At 59.3% G+C, this 22,340-nt stretch carries 20 protein-coding genes; 7 read left to right on the top strand and 13 right to left on the bottom strand.

Annotated elements, in window-relative coordinates; genetic code table 11:
- Positions 1-200 precede the first annotated feature (200 nt).
- From QCE69_RS05875 to QCE69_RS05840, 8 genes are all read right to left on the bottom strand, one after another.
- Entirely contained in the window at positions 201-1,115 is a 915-nt protein-coding gene (locus QCE69_RS05875) for a DUF4238 domain-containing protein (protein WP_309929872.1), read from the bottom strand.
- Positions 1,116-1,423: 308 nt separating this feature from the next.
- Positions 1,424-2,263 (bottom strand): hypothetical protein, encoded by an 840-nt coding sequence (locus QCE69_RS05870; protein ID WP_309929870.1) that lies wholly within the window; start codon positions 2,261-2,263, stop codon positions 1,424-1,426.
- Positions 2,260-3,762, bottom strand: coding sequence for an AAA family ATPase (locus QCE69_RS05865; protein WP_201656066.1), 1,503 nt, complete (start codon positions 3,760-3,762; stop codon positions 2,260-2,262). The genes QCE69_RS05870 and QCE69_RS05865 overlap by 4 nt, the downstream gene beginning before the upstream one ends.
- Positions 3,763-4,130: 368 nt before the next feature.
- Positions 4,131-6,137: a hypothetical protein gene (locus QCE69_RS05860; RefSeq protein WP_309931569.1), complete on the bottom strand. Its 2,007-nt coding sequence runs from the start codon at positions 6,135-6,137 to the stop codon at positions 4,131-4,133.
- Positions 6,138-6,175: 38 nt separating this feature from the next.
- Entirely contained in the window at positions 6,176-8,131 is a 1,956-nt protein-coding gene (locus QCE69_RS05855; protein ID WP_309929866.1) for a large ATP-binding protein, read from the bottom strand.
- Positions 8,132-8,142: 11 nt separating this feature from the next.
- On the bottom strand, positions 8,143-8,775 hold the full coding sequence (locus tag QCE69_RS05850; protein ID WP_201661422.1) for a hypothetical protein: 633 nt from the start codon (positions 8,773-8,775) through the stop codon (positions 8,143-8,145).
- A 3-nt stretch (positions 8,776-8,778) separates the two neighbouring features.
- Complete coding sequence (locus QCE69_RS05845; RefSeq protein ID WP_201661420.1) at positions 8,779-9,684, bottom strand: AbiJ-NTD4 domain-containing protein; 906 nt, start codon at positions 9,682-9,684, stop codon at positions 8,779-8,781.
- 278 nt (positions 9,685-9,962) lie between these two features.
- Positions 9,963-10,940, bottom strand: a complete 978-nt coding sequence (locus QCE69_RS05840) for a hypothetical protein (protein WP_233472157.1) — start codon at positions 10,938-10,940, stop codon at positions 9,963-9,965.
- A gap of 1,145 nt (positions 10,941-12,085) precedes the next feature.
- Here QCE69_RS05840 and QCE69_RS05835 point away from each other — a divergent pair.
- The 3 genes from QCE69_RS05835 to QCE69_RS05825 all read left to right on the top strand — a co-directional run bounded on the left by QCE69_RS05835 (position 12,086) and on the right by QCE69_RS05825 (position 15,664).
- Positions 12,086-12,919, top strand: a complete 834-nt coding sequence (locus tag QCE69_RS05835) for a DUF932 domain-containing protein (RefSeq protein WP_309929863.1) — start codon at positions 12,086-12,088, stop codon at positions 12,917-12,919.
- 131 nt (positions 12,920-13,050) lie between these two features.
- Positions 13,051-15,333, top strand: coding sequence for a ParB N-terminal domain-containing protein (locus tag QCE69_RS05830; protein WP_309929861.1), 2,283 nt, complete (start codon positions 13,051-13,053; stop codon positions 15,331-15,333).
- A gap of 85 nt (positions 15,334-15,418) precedes the next feature.
- Entirely contained in the window at positions 15,419-15,664 is a 246-nt protein-coding gene (locus QCE69_RS05825) for a hypothetical protein (protein WP_201661410.1), read from the top strand.
- Here the strand turns inward: QCE69_RS05825 and QCE69_RS05820 are convergent.
- From QCE69_RS05820 to QCE69_RS05810, 3 genes are read right to left on the bottom strand one after another with little or no spacing between them, the layout of a single operon-like run.
- Positions 15,565-16,338, bottom strand: coding sequence for a hypothetical protein (locus QCE69_RS05820; RefSeq protein WP_201661407.1), 774 nt, complete (start codon positions 16,336-16,338; stop codon positions 15,565-15,567). The genes QCE69_RS05825 and QCE69_RS05820 overlap by 100 nt on opposite strands.
- Positions 16,331-17,023, bottom strand: a complete 693-nt coding sequence (locus QCE69_RS05815; protein ID WP_201661404.1) for a P-loop NTPase — start codon at positions 17,021-17,023, stop codon at positions 16,331-16,333. The genes QCE69_RS05820 and QCE69_RS05815 overlap by 8 nt, the downstream gene beginning before the upstream one ends.
- A gap of 9 nt (positions 17,024-17,032) precedes the next feature.
- Positions 17,033-17,494, bottom strand: a complete 462-nt coding sequence (locus QCE69_RS05810; RefSeq protein ID WP_201661402.1) for a hypothetical protein — start codon at positions 17,492-17,494, stop codon at positions 17,033-17,035.
- Positions 17,495-17,505: 11 nt separating this feature from the next.
- Here QCE69_RS05810 and QCE69_RS05805 point away from each other — a divergent pair, with 11 nt between their 5' ends.
- From QCE69_RS05805 to QCE69_RS05795, 3 genes are all read left to right on the top strand, one after another.
- Positions 17,506-17,889 carry a hypothetical protein gene (locus QCE69_RS05805; protein ID WP_309929859.1) on the top strand — a complete coding sequence of 128 codons (384 nt, stop codon included), beginning with the start codon at positions 17,506-17,508 and terminating at the stop codon, positions 17,887-17,889.
- Between the two features lie 78 nt (positions 17,890-17,967).
- Positions 17,968-18,663: a hypothetical protein gene (locus QCE69_RS39490; protein ID WP_377791973.1), complete on the top strand. Its 696-nt coding sequence runs from the start codon at positions 17,968-17,970 to the stop codon at positions 18,661-18,663.
- A 290-nt stretch (positions 18,664-18,953) separates the two neighbouring features.
- On the top strand, positions 18,954-19,898 hold the full coding sequence (locus QCE69_RS05795; RefSeq protein WP_309931567.1) for a cupin domain-containing protein: 945 nt from the start codon (positions 18,954-18,956) through the stop codon (positions 19,896-19,898).
- Here the strand turns inward: QCE69_RS05795 and QCE69_RS05790 are convergent.
- Both QCE69_RS05790 and QCE69_RS05785 read right to left on the bottom strand, forming a co-directional pair.
- Positions 19,895-20,854, bottom strand: coding sequence for a LysR family transcriptional regulator (locus QCE69_RS05790; RefSeq protein ID WP_201661396.1), 960 nt, complete (start codon positions 20,852-20,854; stop codon positions 19,895-19,897). The two genes, QCE69_RS05795 and QCE69_RS05790, sit on opposite strands and share 4 nt — an antisense overlap.
- 328 nt (positions 20,855-21,182) lie before the next feature.
- On the bottom strand, positions 21,183-21,506 hold the full coding sequence (locus tag QCE69_RS05785) for a helix-turn-helix domain-containing protein (protein WP_201661394.1): 324 nt from the start codon (positions 21,504-21,506) through the stop codon (positions 21,183-21,185).
- Between the two features lie 210 nt (positions 21,507-21,716).
- Between QCE69_RS05785 and QCE69_RS05780 the strand changes: the two genes are divergently transcribed.
- On the top strand, positions 21,717-22,208 hold the full coding sequence (locus QCE69_RS05780) for a hypothetical protein (RefSeq protein WP_309929855.1): 492 nt from the start codon (positions 21,717-21,719) through the stop codon (positions 22,206-22,208).
- Positions 22,209-22,340: the final 132 nt, after the last annotated feature.

Genomic DNA, 22,340 nt, shown 5'->3' with positions numbered 1-22,340 from the left:
GACCGGCGCTCTCGCATTATTTATTGCGGCGAGTATAAGCTTTTTGCAGCCGACGCAATTCGCAAATTCGCGCGTCCCTTCAGAGGGTTCACGACGCGCGATCAAGCCTGTTAAGCGCCGGCCCGGCCGCTAGCAATCCGTCTTGCATAAATGGGTGGGTTCCGCCAAACGATTCTTGTGCTTCGTCGTCTTCGGGAGGGCTACTTTCTTAACGCCGGAATGCAATCAAGGTGCCTGGCACGTTGGCTTCTGCTACTGAAATACACCCACCGCTCCGCATTGCGGATCAGCCGACGGTTGAAGTTCTCGACCTCGATGCCGCTAATGTCGCCTCGACATTCCCACTTAAAACCCAATCCGATGCATTCGATCTCCATCAGCACGTGCGGGCTCAATGGCATCCAGCCTTCCATCTCTTCCAGCCGGCGCAGCACACCGCTCCTAAGGACGGCAGGAGCATCACTGTTGACGAACTTTCCCGCATGCCTTGCGTAACGCAACCGTATCCTGCAGCCCTTGCCCAGGATGTCCACGGCCATCGCCAACCCTGAGATGAAAAGGTGCATCTTGATATACTCGGCCTTCTGCTGCGCTTCCAGCTGCTCATTCGCATAATAGACCGAAACCATTTCATCAGAAAGCAGCCGGCGAATCTTTGGCGTACGGAACAACTGGAGACAGAAGAAAAATACAAGACTATCGAAAGCTTCCTGAGTCTCGTTTAGAATCAATTGTTTGCCATCTTCCACCAGCTTAAGAGCTTTACCGATTCTGGTTTCAAACTCCCCATAGAAGTCTTCCAGCAGATTGTCCGATTTGTGCTGGTAATCAAAATCCTTCATGAAATCGATGAATCCGAGCATCAATCGATAAACTCCGCCCGACTCATCACGATGCGCTCGCTCCGCGAACGTGTAGCGAAGCAGATCGATCACTGTCTGATCGAAACTGAAGACGTTGAACTTCCCCTCCCCGCCTACGTCACGTCCGGTCTTGTCAAATGACTTTCTCTCGCGAAGGTCATACACATAAATGGTGGTCGGCATCCGCCACGCCTTCAGATAGCCATCGTGTAGAAAATGATGGAACTTTTTCCGGTTCATCGTTTGAGCCAAGCCTGCTCCCTATGCAACGCCATCAAGATATCAATCGTCGGATAAAACAGACACGTTGGACGCCCCGTGCACTTTCATCCAGAATCGTTCAATCCCACAGTGTCATGCTCTCCATAACGTGGGCCGTTCCTTATCGGCTGGCACCCTATGTTCGCTTCGGCCGATGCAGAAGCGAACTGGTCACTATGAGGCATGGCCTCCGGCACGCCTCAGGCAAATCACCTCGCCTCACGGACCGGACTAGGGCTCACGGGGTTTCTCGATGTCAATTGACGCTTCACTGCGTAGCGCCGATTCCAATGCGACATTTATCTGAAGCCGCCATCGCAAAACCACCTGCTTTGTCCGAAAGCTTCGAAACTAACGGCGCGCCAACCGTTAAGACGGATCAAGCGTGAGCTCTCGGCACGCTCTCCCAGTTCGGCGCGCACCATAACCGCCCCGCCAGCAGCGTGGATAGTTTCAAGCTGATACCGGATGTTGAGTAGCTCGTCCGCCGCTTCTGCGGAATACAGTTTTGCAAGTCCCAACGTACGGAAATGCAGGTCAACCCGGGCAGCGAGCACTGCGCTCCAATGCGCGGGAGCGCTGACAAAGAAGCGCAAGGCAGCCGGGTCAACCTCTACCACTTCAGCGTACAGCCAACGGTCTCCCGTGATATCGTCAAAATAGGGATGCAGGGTCTCTTCGCTCGCGGTCGCAGGCAGGCTCGCCAGCTTCGCCTTATTACAGTCGCCGCACGCCGGTATCAGATTAAGAGGTGTGACCGCCAGGGCCGGATAATGCGCCTTGGGAAGATGATGATCGAGCGTGGAGACAGTTCGGTGTCCGCACAGAGGGCATTTTCCCTGTGGGGCTGATGTAAAAAGCGCGTCATATGCATCCCTGCCTGGTGCACCCTTCTTTGCCATTCTATTCGTATAGACCGCTTCCATTTCGGCTCGGGTAACCAGGCCACCAACCATGGCATCCCGGGCGATCTGGTGAAGGCGATTGTGCGTAGCAGCCTGATCAAACTCCTCGGACGCATCCACAATGTCATTGATGACATCCACCATGCGCTGCTTCAGACCTTCGTCTCGGATCCGGCTGATACATGCGGAAAATACTTCCTCGGCATCGAGAACCGGACGATTCAGCTTGATCATTCCTCTTCTCCTCGCCGGGTGCGGTTAGCGAGAATTGCCCTGACAAGAGCGCGGGCCTCGCCGCCCAGCTCACTGTCGAATTTGCTCAGTACCGTGCGGAAATCATCGTCATCTTCGACAGAGGCTCGAAGCAACTGATGAAATCCGGCATCCGTAACTTCCAGCCCAAAGACCTCCCGCGTAAGCACACCAACGTTCTCACCGAAGGTTTCGACCTCGGGCCGCTCTGCCTCTACACTGCGGCCGCTACGCTGTATTTTCCAGGCGCAACTCTTCGGCACCTCCTGAAGCACAACCGGCGAGTGGGTTGCGATAATAGCTACGCCATTGCGATTGACCAACAGATCCGACAACGCCCGAACAAATGCTGAGAGCAAGGGGGGATGAAGATGCGCCTCCGGCTCATCGAGCAGTACGAGAGTGCGCTCCTCCACGGTTTCAACAAGCTTCGTGATAGTCAGCAAAACAATCTTATGGCCAGAGCTTAGTCCGGCAAACAGTTTCTTCGATTTGGCTTTAAGCTCATCGTCTTCCAGTCCCTCATCTGCCAGGCCCGCAACGTCCGCAGAACGAAATATCGGGTCGGCTTCGAGTGTCTCTAACGCCCGACGCCAACGCACCAGACGCGCCCCCCGACTGCAAATCAGAACACTGCTACCAAACTCGGCCGACAGTCGCTCCGGTGATTTTGGAGCGAGAGGTTTACCGTCCTGGGTCGTTCCCGTTCGCTTGAGTCCGATATATGCGCATGGCAATCCCTCCGACTTGTCGCGGCGATTTGGCAATGGCTCAAAAGGATCAAATGCACTGAACGTGACAGAAACCAGATTGGCGAACAGCTCTTCCTCACTCCCCCACTCATCATCCTCTTCACCAGCAGCATTGAAAGACCCAACCTCTGATTTGTCAGCTCGCTTGTCTACCAAAGAGCGCGACATGTGGTTCAGTAAATGCGTCTTGCCCACACCATTTCGACCGATTAAAACGTGGATGTTTGTCGGCGGCATGGACTCAGGCTCTACCACGAAGGACAATGTTACCGGCTCGGCCTTGGACCTTGCCGCTTTTGGTGCTGTATAGGAAAACTCATAACGGGAGAGACGCGCACCACCTCGCGCGAGTCGTGAATATTGCGTCTCGACCGTCCGTCTGGGAACTGACCTGAGCAACGAGATTCCGGTAACTTTCTCCTCCAGCGCTCGTCCAAAGCGCTCTGGATCAATCGCCACATCGCACAAAGCGCGCAAAATCTGATCGCGAAGTTCTGCCCCCAACTCGTTGAGCTTTTCGTAATAGCTATCATCCTGTCCCAGTGAAAAGAACTCCTCGCCCAGCTCATCGAACTCATCAGGGATGCTTGGGCGACGCTGGCCCTCGCTCATCTGAAACTGACCAATCTTCACGCTGCCAGCGTGGAATTCCTTTCCGTCAGCATCGTAGACGATGAGCGAGTACATCGTGTTGTACGTGAACCAGTCATCCCAGTTGTCGACCGCCAAGAATGCTCTGGAACGTTCCCCAGCAGGCACCCGTCTACCATTCTGTATAACAGTAAAAAACATCGGCATCCTTCTTCCTCGTTCCCATCAAGTTCTCGCTCGCGCCTATGCCTTTCAATTCATCATCGCGTCGGAACCTGGCCGGCAGACTCGAGCGCACCAATGCGCGCGGGTGTACATGAAAGTCTCTTCTTTCACGCCAATAACTTCACGATGACCTTGGAATCAGCGCGAGCGGAAAGCACAAGGGGGCAAGATCGCGATTCACCGTAAAATTTAAGCGGAGCACAATCTCTGCGCCATGCTTCTGCTCGCCCTGAGGTTCTCCATTGTTTCCCCGATACCGCAGAGATAAAAAACTGTAACGGTCAAGTGACTTGAGAGCGTCGTCCAGGTATCCCGACGAGCGCGGTATTGCCGCCTTGCGGTAGGCTCATTGCGTCCGCGCGAACGGCATGGGGCGTGTACCTGCGCCCAGGCACCTTGACAATGACGACATACCGTGGCGCGTCCTCTCCCGCTCGCAACACAGAGCGACACTCGACAAGAGAGCGCATATGCGGTGTGCCCGCCCGCTTCGCTTCGGTCAGGTCAAGGACCAGTAGAAATCCGAGCCGGATACTGACGTTCTGATAGTCACTGGTTTGGCCCGCATAGCTCTTCGTCAAAGCATCGAACGAGGCATCCTGCAATTCGCGCTTGACCTCGATGACAATCCGTTCGCCAGTCGTCTTAAGCGCGACATCGGCTCGACCGCTCCCCAGATTCGTGGCCTCGATTTCACCAGCCGCCGTCTGCGTGGCGAGCCAGCGAAAATAGTCATCCTGCAGGGCGCTTTCGAGCGGCAGCGTCCCGTCCGCACTCTCGAAAAGATAGGCAACGGTGGCATCGTCCTTTTTGGTCATCTCAAGCCGGTTTTTCAAAAACCGGACTGTCCAGAGCAGGACGGTATCGAATAGCTTCGCACCACGCACGTTGTTGCGATGGTCTGGATGTTTCTCAACCGCAGATCGACAGTGATCAAAAATATCGATCTCGGTGCCACTCAGGTTTTCCAGGCTGGACGTAAATGCATTGGCGATCAACTCCTTGACCCTGTGCTCCGTTTCCAGACTACAACGGGCTTGCGAAAGTACGGCAGCAACCGGCGCCCAAACGGTTCCTGCCTCAAAAGGGTGACGCGGTACCTCGACAGCAGGGGACATCGCGCGTTCGATGCCCGTCAATAAGGCATGCGCCTCTGGTATCAATGCATGTTGCTGATTTTGCAGAGCCCAGCGCCTCACCAGATAGGCGTGTCCTTCACGGCCCCCAATCGATGCCTCAATCCTCGGGCGCAGCAACGTCTCGAGATATCCCTCACGATTTCGCTTCAGGACCGTGCGCCCAGCACTATATGCAGCCAGCACCTGGCTTTCGATGACCACCGCCGGTTCCCACCAGCTGACCTCATCAAGACTGTCCACCAGAGAAATCAACACGCTGGCTAGGCTGTTCCAGCACGACGCCTGAAGGTGACGGGCGCCCAGCCATGCGGGTGAGGAATCGTCCGTATGCCAAGCCAGCAGCTCGAAGGCCGCTTGATGAATCGACCGGCTTCTCGCCGCCAACTCCGGCTTCGTCCCGTGCCCTTCGAAGTCAGTGAGAAGCGTGAGACTCTCGACGTAAAGTAACGCTTCAGGTGCGTGCTCTCGCAATACCTGAGCCTTCCTGAACCAGCGTAAGGCTTCGCCGAACAAGCGAGCAGCGGTCTCCCTGCGCGGCTCATCAAGCGCAGAGGTCAACGCTGCCATTCCGAGTTCAAACGTCGCTTCGTAGGCAGCCTCCTCGCAATCGACGAGGCCTGTCAACACGTTGACCAACTCGTCCTCGCGCCAATAGGAATGCGCGACACCGAGAATCTTTGCCGCATACGGGAGATACTCAGGCCCATCGGCCAGTGTTATGCTCAACAGCGCGTCGAGCAAGCGGAATTGTCTGCGCCTGTTTGATAGCGCAAACCGGAACGCTCCCTCCAGCGCAACCGCGCGCGCATAACCAGATATCTCCCCTGACATGCTTGTGGCCTTCTGCAGCAAGGCCATGAATATCTCCTCGGCCACGATCTCCGGAAGGCTTTCGCAAGCGTGCGCCGCATCGATCATCTCGACCAGAACGATATCGGTCACCGCACCCCGGACAAGATTACCTACGGCAGTTCTCCATTGCAGCGCGTCATCCCCACTCGCATGACCGGGCTCACGTAGCACTGCCGCCAGAACTTCGCCCGCCAGCGGTGACGTCGCGACGGTCGAAGACCCCTCAACGATCGCGCCCAAGCCGCCGAGATCAGCGACGCCTACCACCCTTCCTTCGCCCAACAGCCCATACAACACTCGCTCCAACGGGTGGCTCGGGGGGGCTGTGGCATCCGTTACCACAGGTACCCTCCGTTTATCGCTTCCTTACGACGGTTTCCTGGAATGAATTCGTGCATCGCAGGTGAGGTGATACCCGCAACAAATATTTGAAGATGAGGGAGCTCTTCTCGCACACCCTCCAGGCCTGAAAGCAGTCCTTTTAGATCTTCTGGTGCGACTTCTTGCGCGGCCGGTGAATCAATCATGATCAGCCCCGGATGTCTCCCTATGCCGCGCCGTTCGCCAACCTGAATCATCGCGAGCACCGTGGCAACCTTCAGACGGAGACGCTCCCCCTTCGTCACCTTGCTGAAGGAGGTATCCGCGCCGCCTTTGACAAGGAACAGGTTTGCATTGCCTCGAAGTTCAGCCTTCGACAGGCTGTGCATCCCGAAGCTCTGCGCGTATCGCAGCAAACTCGTCGAGACCTCTTCGAGAAACTCGTCGCGCACCGCCTTCAGGCGCGACTCGGTTTCAACGACGATTGCTTTAAGGACCGCCGGTTCATCATCCACAACATCACTGACACCGGGGTCGAATCGCGCCTCTTCGAGACGCCCTTCGAGAATCGCAATCTCGTTTGCCAGCAACCTTCGAGCTTCAAATGTGCCGAGCTGACTGGTTAGCTCATCGCGTCTGGCTTCGATACGATCCACGTCTTCATGTAACGCAACCAGGTCATCGGCAGCCTGCTTTTTGGCCTTCTGAACCTTGTCGAACGCCGCCTTCGAGGCTTTGACACTGGCCTCCAGTTCCTCTCGGATCACGTCGGCATCTTCAGAGCCAGAGATGCCTTCACCACACACCGCACATGCATGGCTGATGGCCTCCTTTTTTTTCTTTTCCTTGTCGATCTCATGATCACACCGGGGGCAGCAGGTCGGATCAAGCAAACGAAAGATCGCCCCAGCCGCGGTGGAGTCCTTGTGGGCCTGCAAGTCTCTGCGATCCTGCAGATAAGCCGCACTTGCCTGGTCCTCGGCAACGGTCTCGCGATCCAGGCGCTCCTGCATCGCCTTCTCTCGTCGCCTGGACTCGGCATACCTTCTGCTTAGCTGTGACAATTCGGCCTGAATCGACTCGTCGGACGGCAGCGCACTGAGGCTCGCGCGCTTCTCCTCAAGCTGCACTTCGATTTCTGCCACCCGTGCCTGTCGAGACCGAGCTGCCTGACTCCGGCGCCGGTTATCCAGCTCATTGCCGGAGTCGACCAGCTTCCGGGCAGCAGTTGCAGACGCCAGCGTCGACACCCAGGGGACCCCCAGATACATCTGCATCAGCCGCGCTTGCGTTCCGGTGGTTGCGGGCAGGTCTCCCAGAACAACGTCGTAATTGGTGCCGATGAACATGGCGCCGGACAATGCGGGCCAACCATGTACCACCGTTTGCCCACTCTTGTCCTCTGATTCACTGTCTCGCCAGGTCGCCAGGCTTTCCATCGAGAACGCACGCAGAAAGAAGTCCGACATGACCGCCTCAAACTGCTTGTCACTGCTGAATGACGCGACTACCGTTGCAGCGCCCGCCGTCGATGTTCGCCGGCTCATTGATCCGCGCGCCCCTTCCCGACAGTCAACCTGAATCTCATGCTCGACACCGTCAAGTTCGAATCGCACCGACGCGTTTTGTATCCACGCCCTCACGTCATCCTGAAGATTTGTCGACGGCTTGCCACGCAGCATCCAGCGAACGACTTCAATGATTGACGATTTACCGCGAAGGTTGCGGTCCGTCATCATGCCCCACAGTCCTTCACCGAGGTCGGGCCATTCAAAGGTATACGCGCCCTTGTCCTCGACCTCCAGCTTCACTCCTCCGAAGGTGATGCTCAATAGCTTCATCCTCCGCGGAGCCGGCAATACAGGCGTCGGTACGATATGCCGCGCCGTAAGTACCTCCTCCACACGGGTCAGGGACACGTTGGCCCTGTGCGCAATGGCGTCCAGCCATTCCATGTTTGCCTTTGCCATGGTCTCCTTCCTCAGGCGGCTCGTTTCAGGCTGGCAAGCCTCTGACGCACATCAACGCCGATCGGCGGGATGACTCCGCCCAGTTGCGTCTCTGCGTAGGTGGCCTGCTCGTATTGTTTTTCTTTCAGCGCCCCGCCTCCGCGGCTGCCAGCGACGTCTGCGATCAAGGCGGCGCGATCTGCGTACCATTCCAGAATGGGCTCTTTGATGATCGCATTCTCGCAGACCACCACTGCCTTGCTCGTCAGGACGAAATCCGTCTCGTGAACCTTCGTCTTGGTTTTGACACCCGTGATCCGCACCAGGTCGCGCGACCGAAGCAAAGACAAGGCATCGTCAAGCCGCTCGAATGCACCGAACAAATAGCGGATCATCGGAATCCGCCTCAAATCCGGCTCGTCACTGTCGAAAATTGCTTCAGCCGCCGTGAGGTGTCGCACATTACCGGTTGCTTCAAAGGAGTCAAGAAGCTCGCTTGCCAGATAGTCGGGATTGCGCATCCAGAAATCGAATGCGTGCAAGCGTGCTTCACCCTTGAAGATTCTTGCGACGGCCGCGTCGCTCTGATCCACCCATTGCACGCTTCCCGCGTTCAGGAGAAACAGTATTCGGATTGCATCCCGATGAGGCGTACGAGCGTTCACGCGTTATCCTTTTTTCTTCAGCATCAACTGGATCATTGCGAACAAGCGGTGAAAGAGATAGTCAACGTGATCTACGTCTATGACTGGCCGCTGGCCGATCTCCGAGTGCCGGATCAGATGACTATTTCCAATGCTGTTCAACTCCAACGCCTCAGCCTCAAGTCGGGCTCGAAGCGATGGCTCCGTGGCAACTGCATCCAGAATGATCTTCACAGACCGCTTCTTGTCAGGGTCCGCAAGCGACTTCAGCCTCTCCCAGGCATCCCATAGTCGCTCCAGCGCCTCACGGCGCACCAGCGGATTCGGGTCAGAAAACTTCGCCCGACATTCATCCAGCATATTGTCCAGCGTGCGATCACCGGTATTGAAGCTCGTGCGCCTCAGCTCTTCGCCCAACACTGGGGGAAGCACGCGTGCCATGCGCCCCGTTGGCGACATTTCGTATGCCACACCGTTGCGGGCAAGCAGACTGTTGACGTTCGATCTAAACTCATCCCGCCCGTCCTGCTGGTCAAATCTCAGATGATGGTGCTTGAAATAGCTGTGGTACTCGCCGAGAACCGGTTTTGCGATCGAATCGTGGACAAACTCGACGAAGTCCAGAATCACCAGCGTGTCCGGCGCGAACGGCTCGCGTTCAGAATAATAGTTGTCGTCTTTAGCGCGTGCGGTTTCGAGCGGCCACAACAGCCCCGGCATCTCGGCCCGCACTGCCGCCGCCAGAGAATCGGAATCACAACCGCAAATCACCTGCCCGTCAGAACACCGCTCCGGAAAACGGAATCCAAACGAGCCGCTATTGAGCAGTCCTTGAACCACCGCAACGATCCCGGCCCACACGGTTGGTGAAATCGTCTGTATGGTCCGCGCCCGCGGACCGTTCTCACGATCACTGAAATAGTCGCCCATCGAATTGCCCAATCTTCCAAAGTAGTTGCCCGACCATGTCACCGGCATCTCGCTGTCGCACCGCCTTCGCCTCGCGCAGCTCGGGCGCCTCGCTTTCGCAAACCTCGAACCTGGCGATCGATACGAGGCCGTCCTTACAGCACCCCGCTGATACAAACTGAACCTGCATCCGTGAAGGTGGCGCGGCGCAGTTGCGCGGCGCCACCTCATGCGCCCGAATGGCCGCCTCATCCGATCCAGGGACTCAGACTCGTCAGCAACACGATGGCATTCGTCAGTTACACGTCCGTTCGGACCACCTGGCGCCGGAATTTCGGCGCAAGCATCAACTTGTGCGTCACGTACGTGACGACCTTGGACGGATTGCGCGGGTCCTTGCCCTGCTTCTCCACCCTGTCCTGCACCCGCCAGAGACCAAACATGACAATATCGGCACCCACTGGAAAGCTCAAAAGCCAGTTCGCGTCCTCATGGGCAATGCTGACTTCGAACGTCTCGACACGGTCTGGAGCAGCGGTTTTCCGGTAGAGCGCGTCACAGTTCAGAAAAGCATTCTTGAACTTCTCTCCCGGTGATGGGACGTAGTGCGAGCGCACGGTCGCCGCCAGCGCGATCGGGAAGGCGTTCGTCCCGCCCTGCCTCACCAGCTCCCACGCTTCGTCGTACCGCTCACGCTCGAAAAAGAAGTCCTTCCATGCGATGCGTCGCGTACCGAAACGCAGAATCAGTTCCGACGCCAAGAACGCATCCGATTCGCATAACGCGCGAAGGGCGACGAGGTCGGCCGTCGTTCGCACGTAACCCGAGAGCTTCTTCTCTGACTGGACAACATCGATGGTCGCATTCCCGCCCGGCGTCCCGGTACCCGTGCCGGGAGGGACGGGCGTCGTGCCGGAAAGCCCCTTGCCGCGCAGCCCATTGTGAAGCACGAGCAGTCGCAGTTCGCGTTTGCCGGTGTCGAGTGCCTTCACGAAATCCGGATCGGACTGCGCGACAATCGCCGTCAACCGTCCCGGCGCGTCATAGCGGCATCCGGCGACATGCTCGGAATCACTGGTCAGGCCGATGTAGGCGGGCACATCGATTGGCTCGATCCGGTTGGAGCGGTTCTGCTGGTAACGATGTACGAAACGCACCGCACATCCGCACGGCGGATGATCGCAGACGAGATCCGGTATCTCCCGCTGCCCGTCATGAAGCGCCTGCAACGCCTCGACGGTCCACGCCTTTCCCCGTCGGTCCAGTGCGGACCGCATCCTGATTCCTTTTCCCATCGTTCTAAATCTTTTACTGTCAGGAATGGGTATGTTATCCCATCAAGACGCCGATGTGCGCGTAACAGCAACGTTGAAATAACGACCTGTGGCGAAGGTACCGCGCGGACCCGTGAGCCTGGCCAGCGACAGCGCCGGTGGTAAATCGCGCCGGGCGCGACCCACGCAAACGTCCCTGAAAGACGGATGCGACATCCATCGGCATGACCGGCTTGCGCGCCGGATTTGTGCAATGACACCGACTGTTTGCGGAAAAGCGGATCCGCGAGCCGGACAGCCTCCGCGCCGCTGGAGCAGGGCTCGCCTTAGACCGTCTCCGCGCTTGTTCATCCTGCACGCGAAGGCACCGCGGCGGATGCCGCACGGGCGCAATCTGGCTGCAACAGCTATCCGCGATCCGCCTCCGGTTCGTTGCGCACCAAGACGTGACAGCCGGACCGTCCATACCGATGAATGGCCCCCGGATAAGCCCGGATGACCACCTCCCGGACCCATTGCACCCGCATTGGCTGCGCGCCGCGATCTCGTCGCGTACGCATGCGGCCAGATACCCGCACCGTACCGCGCGACAGACACGGAAACCGGGCGTTGACCCCCGCCTTGCTTCAGACCTGCGGCGCGGTCCGCTGGCAATAGATCGTAATTGGCGCCTGTGCTCGCCACGCCACCCGTGTCAACGTCGGGCGCCCCCCGCCGCTTACGCGTCGTGACCGGGCTTTCGCGCTGCGCGTCGAGCCCCGTTCCGCGTCTCGCCCCTGACGGGCATCAATCCCTGGCGCAGCAGTGAGCCCCGTCGCCTTCGAGGAAGATGCCGCATCCGCGGCATCGCCGCCCGGTCCACCCGGGACGCGGCATGCATCCGGCTCCCTGGTTACCGCCCTTGACCCGCGACCGTAGCCGATAGCGGGCAGGCATCAAGGGGCGAGGGACCGTGTTGCCCGCACCCCTCCCTCGCCTTTTTCCTTGACGCCTGCCCGCTATCGGCTCCTTCAGTCGCACGGGCGGAAACCCGGGAGCCTGGCGGCAGCAAGGCCAACCCCGAGTTCCACCGGAAGGTGTCCAGCCGCAACGGCACGGCGCATTCCTCCGCCCGGTTTCAGACCTCAACCTTGACTGTGGAGACTGCCATGCAACTCGCATCCTCTTTCCGTTCCGGCTCCCCGATGCTGCGCGCCGATTCCCCGCTCTCGGACGACCAGATGCGCCGCGTCGCGCCATCGATTTTCGCGGACGGCAAGCACGAAAGCCGCTCCGAGCGATACACCTACATCCCCACCATCGATGTGCTGCGTGGCCTGCGTAACGAGGGCTTCCAGCCCTTCATGGTGTGCCAGACCCGCGTGCGCGCTCAGGACAAGCGCGAATTCACCAAGCATCTGATCCGCATGCGCCCTGCGAGCGAGATTACCGGCGAGGACGTCAACGAAATCATCCTCCTCAACTCGCACGATGGAAGCAGCGGGTTCCAGTTACTCGGTGGCGTCTATCGCTTCGTCTGCCAGAACGGTATGGTTGCGGGCGAAACCGTGGGCGAGGTCCGCGTCCCCCACAGGGGCAACATCGTGCAGAACGTCGTCAACGGCGCGTTCGACGTGCTCGACGGCTTTGACCTGATCCGCGAACAGAAGGACGGCATGCGCGCCGTGACACTCACCCGTGACGAACAGCACGCGTTCGCCCGCTCGGCCCTCGCCCTGCGCTACGACCCGACCGACACGGAAGCGCCCGCCCCGATCACAGAAAGCCAGCTGCTCAACGTGCGCCGCTTCGAGGACCGCCGCGACGATCTCTGGACGGTTTTTAACCGCATTCAAGAATCTTTAACAAAAGGCGGATTGCACGGGCGCTCGCGCAGCGGACGCTCCATGTCCACCCGCCCCGTCACCGGCATCGACCAGAACGTGAAACTGAACCGCGCGCTGTGGATGCTCGCGGACGCGATGCGTCAGATGAAGGCGTAAGCACGGCACGGGCAGCGGCCCATCGCTGCCCGACTCCGGCCCATACCATCAGGATTCCTATTCGGGTCATTCCTGATGGCAAGCCGCAGCACCGTGACCCGAAACCTTCCTTTCTCTATCTGGAGCAAATCATGCAAGCCGAAGTCAACACGCAAATGAACGACACCGCAAACGCCGCCACAGCCGACACCGTCACAGACTCGACGGCCAATGCTGCGCCGCTGCTCGAAACCAGTTTCGGCAACGAGCAGCCAGTCGTGTCCGTACCGTATTCCGCCCTGCGGCGCTCGCCGCTCAATGCCCGTACAAAACCGCTGTCGGGCATTGACTCGCTCGCCACGAACATCAGGGCAAAAGGGCTGTTGCAGAACTTGATTGTTCACGAAGTGAAGGGCTCGCGCGGCAAACATCGCAAGCTTGGCGTCTGTGCCGGTCAACGCCGACAGGCCGCGCTCGATCTGCTGTTCGAGCAGGGCCACATTACCGCCGAATATCCGGTACCGGTGCGCATCGTCAGCGAGGGCGAAGCCCTTGCCATTTCGCTGATCGAGAACAGCGAACGCGAAGGACTCGACCCGTTCGACGTGCTGCGCGCCTACCGGATGCTGGCCGAGGAAGGTCGCAGCGTCGATTACGTGGCCGCGCTTTTCTCCGCCGCGCCAATCACGATTAAACGGCGCATGAAGCTCGCCAGCGCCTCCCCAAGGCTGCTTGCCCTGCTGCGCGAGGACGCCATCACGCTCGACCAGCTTTCGGCGCTCGCTCTCACCGAAGATCACGAGACGCAAGAGGGTATCTGGTTCGAAGCAAACGAGTGGCAACGTCAGCCCGACTATCTGCGGCAGGCGATCACACGCACCGAGATCGACGCGAGCCGCAGCCGTCTGGTGCGCTTCGTGGGGCTGGACGCCTATGAAGCAGCGGGAGGTTACGTGAGACGTGATCTCTTCAGTGACGACGAAAACGCGGGTTACATTGCCGACCCCGAACTGTTGCAACGCCTCGCCGCCGCGAAGCTCGACGCCGCCGCCGAAGAAGTCCGCATCGAAGGGTGGGGCTGGACCGAACAGCGTATCGAGCGCGACGTGTTCGAACTGAACCGCTACGGCAGATTGCAACCTGTGCAGCGCCCCTTCACCGACGACGAACGGCGAGACATGGACACGCTCACCGCGCAGCAGGATGAACTGGCCGAAAAGTTCGAAGCACTGTCGGAGGACAACGAGAACGCCTACGAGGAAGGCGAACGCCTCGAAGCCGAAATCGACAGGGTGAACGCGGCTATTTTCGCGCTCGAAAGCCGCGCGGAAACATGGGACGCGCAGCAGATGGCCGAAGCGGGTGCATTCGTGATGGTCGGCCCGCAGGGCGAACTGATCATCGCGCGGGGTCTGGTGCGCCGTGAAAACAGCGCTGCACTGGAGGCGGTGGGCGCGACCGTGACAGGCACGCCGGAAACTGAACGCGCATCCGGCGAGAAAGAGAAACCCGAAGCGACCGAGAAGCCTGTTCACAGCGCGAAGCTGTGCCAGCGCCTCACTGCGCATCGCACCGCCGCTGTTCACGCGGAACTGATCGCTCGGCCAACCGTCGCCCTCGCCGCCGTCCTGCAACGCCTGATTCCGGAAGTCTTTCCGGAGGGATATGGGACGCGTTTCGCACCGCAGGCGCTGAAACTGTCCTGCACGAGCAACCGCGACGGTCTACTCGGCGCGGCGGACGATCTGCCCACGAGCACTGCGTGGAGTCTCATTGAGGCACAGCGCGGGCGGTGGGGACGTGAACTCCCTGCGCGGCGAGCGGACCTGCTGCCTTGGCTGATTGAACAGGATCCCGGCACGACCCTGCTCGACCTGCTCGCCTTCTGCACCGGCGCGCTGCTTGACGGTATCGCGAGTGACGAGAAGCCTCATGCCATCAATGCGCTCGCGAGTGCCCTGGACCTCGACATGACGCGGTACTGGACGCCCACGCGCGCCTCGTATTTCGATCACGTCAGCAAGGCGCGCATCGCGGAGGTCGTCGCGAGCGCCGTGTCCCCGAAGGTGGCCGCCGACCTCGGCAAGATGAAGAAGGCCGACGCGGCAGCCGCCGCTGAACTGCGGCTTGTGAAAGCCGCATGGGTCCCGGAAATCCTCACCGATCGCGAAGTCCCGGCCACGCCTTCGTGGGAAAGCCACGACGACGAGGATGAGGACGACAGCGACGATACCGATACCGGGAACGGAGGGAACGAAACGCCGGAAGGTGAGGACGGCCACCCGAAACCGGATGCCGGGACCGGCACGGAACACATCAACAACACACCTGCCGACGCAGAAGCCGCTCCCGTCGCGAGCAGACCGCTGACGCCGTGGCCCTTCCCCACTGCGGATGGCATGAACGGCACGCAATCCGGCCCGCGCGCGGCCTGACCCCTACCCCTCGCCCCGGCAACGGGGCGAGGGGTAGGGGTCAGGTCCGTACCCGCTGCCTGCTTGTCTGGCGTAGAAAACCATCATGACCACCCGCATCCGAATGACCGTGCTCGCCACCAATGCGGAGGGCTCACCCGACCTCTATCTGACGTCCGTCGAGGCGACCGACCTGCAATACAGTGAAGGGCAGCACTTCGACATGGCGCTCGCCCGCGCCGAAGATGAAGGCTACCGGGCACCGATGATTGCCTTCGACCAGAACGACGCGGCAGCAGACGTGCTCTGCCATGCCGCCGCGTTCATGGAAGGCGAGACCGATGAGGTGTAGGCTGTGCGGGCGGACGGAGAACCGCCTGCCTGCACAGAATGGCTGCTCGCCCACCAACCTGCCAGCCCGCCAACGCCCGCCGCCAGCATCATCACAACCAGGCCGCCGATTGCCAGCCCGTAACACACTCTCGCGAACCGCCGTGCAGTAACCCGTTCATACGATTCCACTGCTGCATCGAGCCGTTGCCGCTGATCGCGTGCCGCGATAGCTATCGCACCCACAAGCCGGTTCCCTGCTGCATGAGCAATCCGGTTCGCGGCCCGTCCCGACAGCAACGTCAATGCCTCGCTGTTCAATTCCGCGAGCGCGGCCCGATAGCGCGTTTCGTGCTCGCGGATCATCTGTTCGGCCAGTTCGATCGTCGCCTTGCAGCGCGCGAGCGCATCGCGATGCTGCCCCATCAGCGCATCCACCGCCATGCCCGTCTCGGCCCGTACCGCATCGAGACTGCGTGCGCTCGCCTGCCGGATGCGTTCCGGCATCGCCTCATAGAGCCGCCCATAGTATTCGAGCATGACCAGCACAGACCACAGCGCATCGTTATCGCGCAGGTTCAGCGCCCCCGACACCCGCCGCATCCGCAACATACTGGCGTCGTCGGGTAATTCGCCCGTGACGTCGAGAAACAGGCGGGCAAGTTCATCCGGCGGCCTGCCTCGCCTGTTACCCATCGACCGTCACCCTGTCAAACATCGTTCCGCACAGCGCGCGCCATCGCAGCAACTCCGCCCGTTCGCCGATATGCATCGTCTCGACAGCCTTGCGTATCGACAGACGCTGACCACGCAGTTCGTCGGCAACCCGATCCGCGAGTTCGGGAAAATCAAGCGACTTGCCCTTCTTCTCAATGGTTTTGCGAAGCTCCGAGGTCTGATACAGCGTGAACTTGTCCGGCGTGCCGAAGTACCCGTTGCGTACAACGTGTGATAGCGCATCGGGGAAGGTCCGGCTGAAACCATGCAGCAGTTCGAGACTGTCGCGCTGCCGGTTAATCACCCACAGGACGACTAGTCGGCGCTGAAGCTCGCCCAACGTACCGGCCAGCATCGCACCAAATCGCGCAACACCTGCCTGATTACGCGCCGCCGTATTGACGATTACTGCCGCGTCCCGGTGTCCGTCGCAGAAATTGACGAGGCCAATCCAGCCGTCTGCATCATCCAGACTATAGGCAACGCAATGCATCTCGTCCTGAACCGCCTTCATGACGTCCGGATTTGAGGTGTCGGTTTCAACCAGCGCGGCATGGATATCCTGACACTGGAGATAATCGGCCAGCGCAAGCGATACAAAGCTCTTGCCCACACCGCCCTTGCTGCCGCCAACCAGATAAATGGGGGAAATCGTCGTGTCCATTTGAGCCCTCTACAAGTTTTCAACATCGGGGGTGATCTCGAACGAGAACGCGTCCCGAATCACCATTGATCCCTGCTGACTGACTGCCCTTCCCCCATCCTGCGTTTTCCCGGCAGGCTTGCTGCCGGCATCTGATAACCGTTCCCGACCACCCTTCTTCGCGCGTGTTGGCGTCGTCGCCCTCTGCACTGCGGCCGCTTCCGCCTGCACAGGTCGACTCTCTTTCGCCGCGCGCTGCATCGCGTATCTCAACGTGCTTGCGCTGATTTCGACGCCATCTTGCGCAAGCTGCTGCACGATTTCCTCCAGCGTGTACCCCTTCTTCTGGGCGCTGCTGATCTGGGCCTGCATAGACCTGATTGCATCCCGGACATTGACGCGATGCTCATGCGCAGGCTTTGCTTGCAGCGTATCGAGACGGCGCGAGGCGGCATCCCATTGCGCCTGGGTAAAGCTCTTCACCATCGGCATGACTCGCTCCGGTGTACGGCCTGAATGCCATCTTGCAAACGGTTGCCGGTGATCGTCAATACCCTAAATCCAGGCTGAATCAGGGCACGGGAACACAATGGAATGAAGAGGAACTGGCTGGAACAGTAATTTTTTTTCGCGATTGTGCGGGGACAAACACAAAGGATTCGCACGAGAAATGGCACGACCACACGGGCTACCAGTGGAGCCATCAACGATTTCGTTTCGGCAGCGGTTCCGATGGTAGAAACATTGCGCGCTGTGGGAAACCTCAGTCCTGCATGTTGCGCCGGGCAATCGCGGGATTCGAATTGATCGCCCTGCTGAACAGCGTTTTTCCTGCGCTGCTCGGCAATACCTCACACGCTCAAGCTGCGGAAGCGACAGGCGACTAGTGTCGAAAGCCAACACTTCGTTTAAATTTGTCTGCGCGACGCACGTAGTCCCGCTTTCTACATATTGCGCCAGCACTCATGGCTTCACGTTTTCAATTGATTGGCCGATTTGCGCGCGCAGAGAGATCTACCCGCACGGTGTTGCCCATATCCCCCAACGAGCGGTTCATTTTCCTGCGTCGATGGATCGTCTTTCTTGCGCCGTGCAATCGCTTTTTTGCGCAGCAGCAGGCTACCCTGCACATGGGATTTTGCGGACGACAAACTGAACAACACAAAAACAAGGGATGGCAGGATTGGCTTGCGCCGGTTTTGGTCGCCGTGTGCGGACTACCAAAGGGGTGGGCTACGGTTCGTGCGACACGGAATTCAAAAGGTGTGAGGGGCATGCGATGTCGCCTCGACTGGATGCCCGGTGGAACGACCATCCGTCGATGTACTGTAGAGCATGTCTTCGGCACGTTCAAGCACTGGATGGAGCCAGCACACTTCCTAACCCGGACGCGTGGGCAGGTGAGTACGCAGATGAGCCTTCAGGTGATGGCCTACAACATCAAGCGAGTCATGAACAAACTTGCTACTGCGTGGATGACGAAGGCCATGAAGGTGACTGGAAGCTGGAGCCTTGAGGGGCTTTCTTATGCGGCGATGTTCGATTCGCACAGCCTCGATATGTCAAACCTGACCGAGCGGACCGGCAATCTCGCCCTCAGTAGCGAAATCGGCGTTTCCACACGACCTCGCCCCCGAGCGATCGATCAGCGTCCGAATTGAAGGTCCGCTAGCGATGACGATGAAATTTTGCCGTTTAACACTATGCCGCTGAACGTTACCTTTTGGTCGATCCCCGGACGATGCATGAACTGCATACCGGCCCAGTCCGAAACAAGCTGCCGTGCCTCGAAACGGACGCATGATGTACCTTTCGCGCAAAGGTGATTTCGATGTCCGGCACTTCTGGCGCCACGGTGCCTCGTCTAGAGTCAGGTCAGCCTTTGGATGCGGATACTCACTCCACGAACGGACCCGCACCAAGCTCTCTGAAAACCCAAAAGGAGCAAACTATGCTGACCATGATGTCGCCCACGCTTGCCGGCGAATCCGATATCGCGACCGAGGACGCGCAATACTTCGAATACACCTCGTCGGCCAATCCGATTGGTGCGAAGCTCATCTCGCGCGTTCCATTCCGGAGCTTCCCGCCTTCGTTATATGCAGACGGCGCGACCCGAGTCGTGCCGCTCGATCTGTCCGCGGAGCTAGGCTGCGCGGGTCCCGCGACCGGTCCCGGCTTGAGCGCCAGCTTCCTGCGCATCAATGCGGGCGAAGCGTTGACAGTCGAGCCGAATGCGACCTCGCAGGTCTGCTACGTTATCAGCGGTGCGGGTACTGTGGAACAGGGCAGAACGAGTTTCCCGTTTGCGATGGGCGATTTCTTCACGCTCCCGGGCGGCGCTGCCGCTGTGCTGTCCGCCGAAGTGACGGCCACGCTCTATTACGTCAACGACGCTCCTCTGCTCGCTTATCTTGGCACGACCGGGGTCCACCCACGATTTGCGCCAACACGCTATCCGGCCGCCAAGGCGCAGACAGCATTGCGCGATGTCGCGGAACAACCCAACGCGGATCGTCGCAACCGCATCAGCGTGCTGATGGGCAACGCCAACTTTCCGCAGACGCGCACGGTCACGCATGTGTTGTGGGCGATGTTCGGCATCGTTCCGCCCAACTCCGTGCAGAAGCCGCATCGGCACCAGTCGATCGCGCTCGACTTCATCGCTGGCGGCAACCCGGGTGTCTATACGCTGGTTGGAAACGAACTGGACAGCGACGGCAATATCGTGAATCCGACCCGCGTCGATTGGGAAACGGGAATGGCGTTCGTTACTCCGCCGGGATACTGGCATGCGCATTTCAATGAAACGAACGAAAACGCCTACGTGATTCCAATCCAGGACGCCGGCTTGCAGACTTATCTGCGCACGCTAGACATCCGCTTTGCCGTTTAAGGTCGACGCGCCAGTGTGAGACCATCGTCCCAGTACGGTGGCTCGCCAAACGCTTCGGCATAGAAGTCCACGAAGGCGCGCACCTTCGACGAGACGATCTTCTTCGGTGGGTAGGCCGCCCAGACCGCAGGTTCGGCTCGTCCGGTGCGCGCTTCCCATTCCGGCAATACGTGCTGCAAGCGTCCTTCGCGCAGGGCCGTGAACGCGAGCCATGTTGGCAGGAGCGCCACGCCGCAGCCGGCCACGGCGAGCGCGAGCACGGCTTCCGAATCGTCGGCACGCAAACGCCCCTGCAACTCCACCACCTGTTCCTGTTCTTGCGACGCTTGCGCACCGGCGGCGGCTCGCGTGAAAGACCATTTGTCGTCCGGCACCAGGGGCAGGCGAAGTGCATCGTGTGCGGCCAGATCGACAGGGACACGGGGCGTGCCGCGACGCTCGAAATACGCCGGACTGCCACAGACGATACGACGATGCGGCGCAAGGCGCCTCGCCATCAATGAAGAATCGAGCAACACGCCAGTACGGATCGCCACGTCAATGCCCGCGTCGATCATGTTGAGCGTTTGCTCCGTCGAGACGATGTCCAGGTCGATGTCAGGGTAGCGCGCCATGAAAGCCGGCAGATGAGGCACGATGTGCAGGCGCCCAAACGCTGGCGGCATCGTCACGCGCAGCGCGCCTTGCGGCGTGCGATTCAGCGACGACGTCACTTCGCGCGCGTCATCGAGTGCCTGCAACGCTATCAACGCGTGTTCACGAAACAGCCGGCCGCCCTCTGTCAGGACGAGACCGCGCGTCGACCGGTTGAATAGAGCGATGCCCAGATCATGTTCCAGTTCGCTCACGTAGCGCGATACGGTCGATGTTTTGACGGCCAGTTCATTGGCCGTCTTGCTGAAGCTCTTCAGCTCCGCTGCGCGAACGAAGGCCCGTACTGCGGCGAAGTAGTCCATTGAATGTTTGACGCGGATCGGGTGATCGGGCTTTGGCTTAGGCTGGTAGTGTACTGCCACGGCGCAGCCGTAGTGTAGAGGCGCGAGTGGCGGGGTCAAGATTCTCGCGTTTGAATGCAATGTCCGCTTTGGGAGAACGCAATCGTTTCGTTGCAGATGTGCGAGTGTCGCTTGCTGGCCAAACCTCGTCTAGTGGCCAAGCGACGTATGCCTCGCTCGCGGTCGTCCGATACAAAATAGCGAATAGGCCGACCAGACGCATACCAATAACGACGCACAAAACTGCTTTCGTTAACTATACGTCTTTGGATGCGGGGGCAATCGCACGTTACGACCCGGCCTCGAAGGTCTTTGCATGCGACAAAAGCTCGGCTCGCTTTCGTTTCGGAAGCCTGCCAAAAACCAAGATAAGTTGGGCAAGTTCAGCGTCTTCAGCATACAGAAAGGCCACCGGCACCTTGAGCACGGCGGCGAGACGAATTGCGAATGTGTAGTCGACCTTATGGACACCCAGTTCATAACGGTTAACTCGGGTGCTCGCGACGAATGGATCCAGGCCAGCCTCGATTCCGAGTTGCTTCTGCGATAGCCCGGCCTCCAGGCGAGCCTCCTTCAGTCGCGTTCCAAAAATCGAAGATGACGCCGCAGACATTCACTGGTAGCTCGTAATATACGAAGCTACGAATATCGTTGCAAAGCGCCCACTTAGATACTACGATTATCGTAGCATCCGAACGCAGCTTGAAGATGCTTGAGGCTGCCCGGCCGTGACAGCCTTCGATCATGCCGCTCAGGAGGGTTGCTGCACGACCACGGCGCGGCTCGCTACGCGCTCGACGCCCGGAAACGCAGGAAGTGAAAAATGCAGGACAAGAGACTGCCGACCGACCTCGGCATTGACCTCCACGAACAGGATTGCAGCCGCCTGCGCCTGCTCAACGACGAGTTGGCGCGCGCAGAACAGTGGATCAGTCGCCGCAGTAGCGAAATGGTCGCGGCGTACGGCCTGGCTACCGCGCAAAGTCGTCACACTGACCAGTTGGACGAAGACGTAGAGCTGATCGCTACTGTCCTCTTCCTGCTTCCGAAGGATCATCCCGATTTCGACCTCGGGCGCCACGGCCTCGTGGCGCGACTCGATATTCCGATCCTGCCTGCAACCCCTCGTGAAGATAATGTCCGCTGCAACAACGCGCGACCGGCATGGCCGTTCCGGGATCGTCGCGAAAACTGGTGTCCATTGTTTCTGGATCTCTACGAACGCGCACTGCAAAAGGACACCGCGAAAATGCTGAGCATTGGCACGCTGTCCATCGACATCGCACTGATACAACAACAACTGCGCTCGTGGTAGACGATCGACACGCTAACCACCGGTCAGCATTTCTAACCCTTCACGGCGTCTGCCAGGGCAGCGTCTATAGTTGCACAAATGGGAGGATTGGGGCTGTGTGTATCACTCGAATCCTGCGCAGCCACGTTCCGT

The organism is Caballeronia sp. LZ032, from assembly GCF_031451315.1.
Taxonomy (GTDB): domain Bacteria; phylum Pseudomonadota; class Gammaproteobacteria; order Burkholderiales; family Burkholderiaceae; genus Caballeronia.
The sequence above is the reverse complement of the archived record's forward strand: the minus strand, read 5'-3'. Positions and strand labels throughout refer to the sequence as shown.

Bases quoted from the DNA above. Each gene is read 5' to 3' on its own strand.
- QCE69_RS05870 (WP_309929870.1), bottom strand. From the start codon at position 2,263: ATGATCAAGCTGAATCGTCCGGTTCTCGATGCCGAGGAAGTATTTTCC.
- QCE69_RS05855 (WP_309929866.1), bottom strand. From the start codon at position 8,131: ATGGCAAAGGCAAACATGGAATGGCTGGACGCCATTGCGCACAGGGCC.
- QCE69_RS05845 (WP_201661420.1), bottom strand. From the start codon at position 9,684: ATGGGCGACTATTTCAGTGATCGTGAGAACGGTCCGCGGGCGCGGACC.
- QCE69_RS05840 (WP_233472157.1), bottom strand. From the start codon at position 10,940: ATGCGGTCCGCACTGGACCGACGGGGAAAGGCGTGGACCGTCGAGGCG.
- QCE69_RS05835 (WP_309929863.1), top strand. From the start codon at position 12,086: ATGCAACTCGCATCCTCTTTCCGTTCCGGCTCCCCGATGCTGCGCGCC.
- QCE69_RS05830 (WP_309929861.1), top strand. From the start codon at position 13,051: ATGCAAGCCGAAGTCAACACGCAAATGAACGACACCGCAAACGCCGCC.
- QCE69_RS05825 (WP_201661410.1), top strand. From the start codon at position 15,419: ATGACCACCCGCATCCGAATGACCGTGCTCGCCACCAATGCGGAGGGC.
- QCE69_RS05820 (WP_201661407.1), bottom strand. From the start codon at position 16,338: ATGGGTAACAGGCGAGGCAGGCCGCCGGATGAACTTGCCCGCCTGTTT.
- QCE69_RS05815 (WP_201661404.1), bottom strand. From the start codon at position 17,023: ATGGACACGACGATTTCCCCCATTTATCTGGTTGGCGGCAGCAAGGGC.
- QCE69_RS05810 (WP_201661402.1), bottom strand. From the start codon at position 17,494: ATGCCGATGGTGAAGAGCTTTACCCAGGCGCAATGGGATGCCGCCTCG.
- QCE69_RS39490 (WP_377791973.1), top strand. From the start codon at position 17,968: ATGGCTTCACGTTTTCAATTGATTGGCCGATTTGCGCGCGCAGAGAGA.
- QCE69_RS05795 (WP_309931567.1), top strand. From the start codon at position 18,954: ATGCTGACCATGATGTCGCCCACGCTTGCCGGCGAATCCGATATCGCG.
- QCE69_RS05790 (WP_201661396.1), bottom strand. From the start codon at position 20,854: ATGGACTACTTCGCCGCAGTACGGGCCTTCGTTCGCGCAGCGGAGCTG.
- QCE69_RS05785 (WP_201661394.1), bottom strand. From the start codon at position 21,506: ATGTCTGCGGCGTCATCTTCGATTTTTGGAACGCGACTGAAGGAGGCT.
- QCE69_RS05780 (WP_309929855.1), top strand. From the start codon at position 21,717: ATGCAGGACAAGAGACTGCCGACCGACCTCGGCATTGACCTCCACGAA.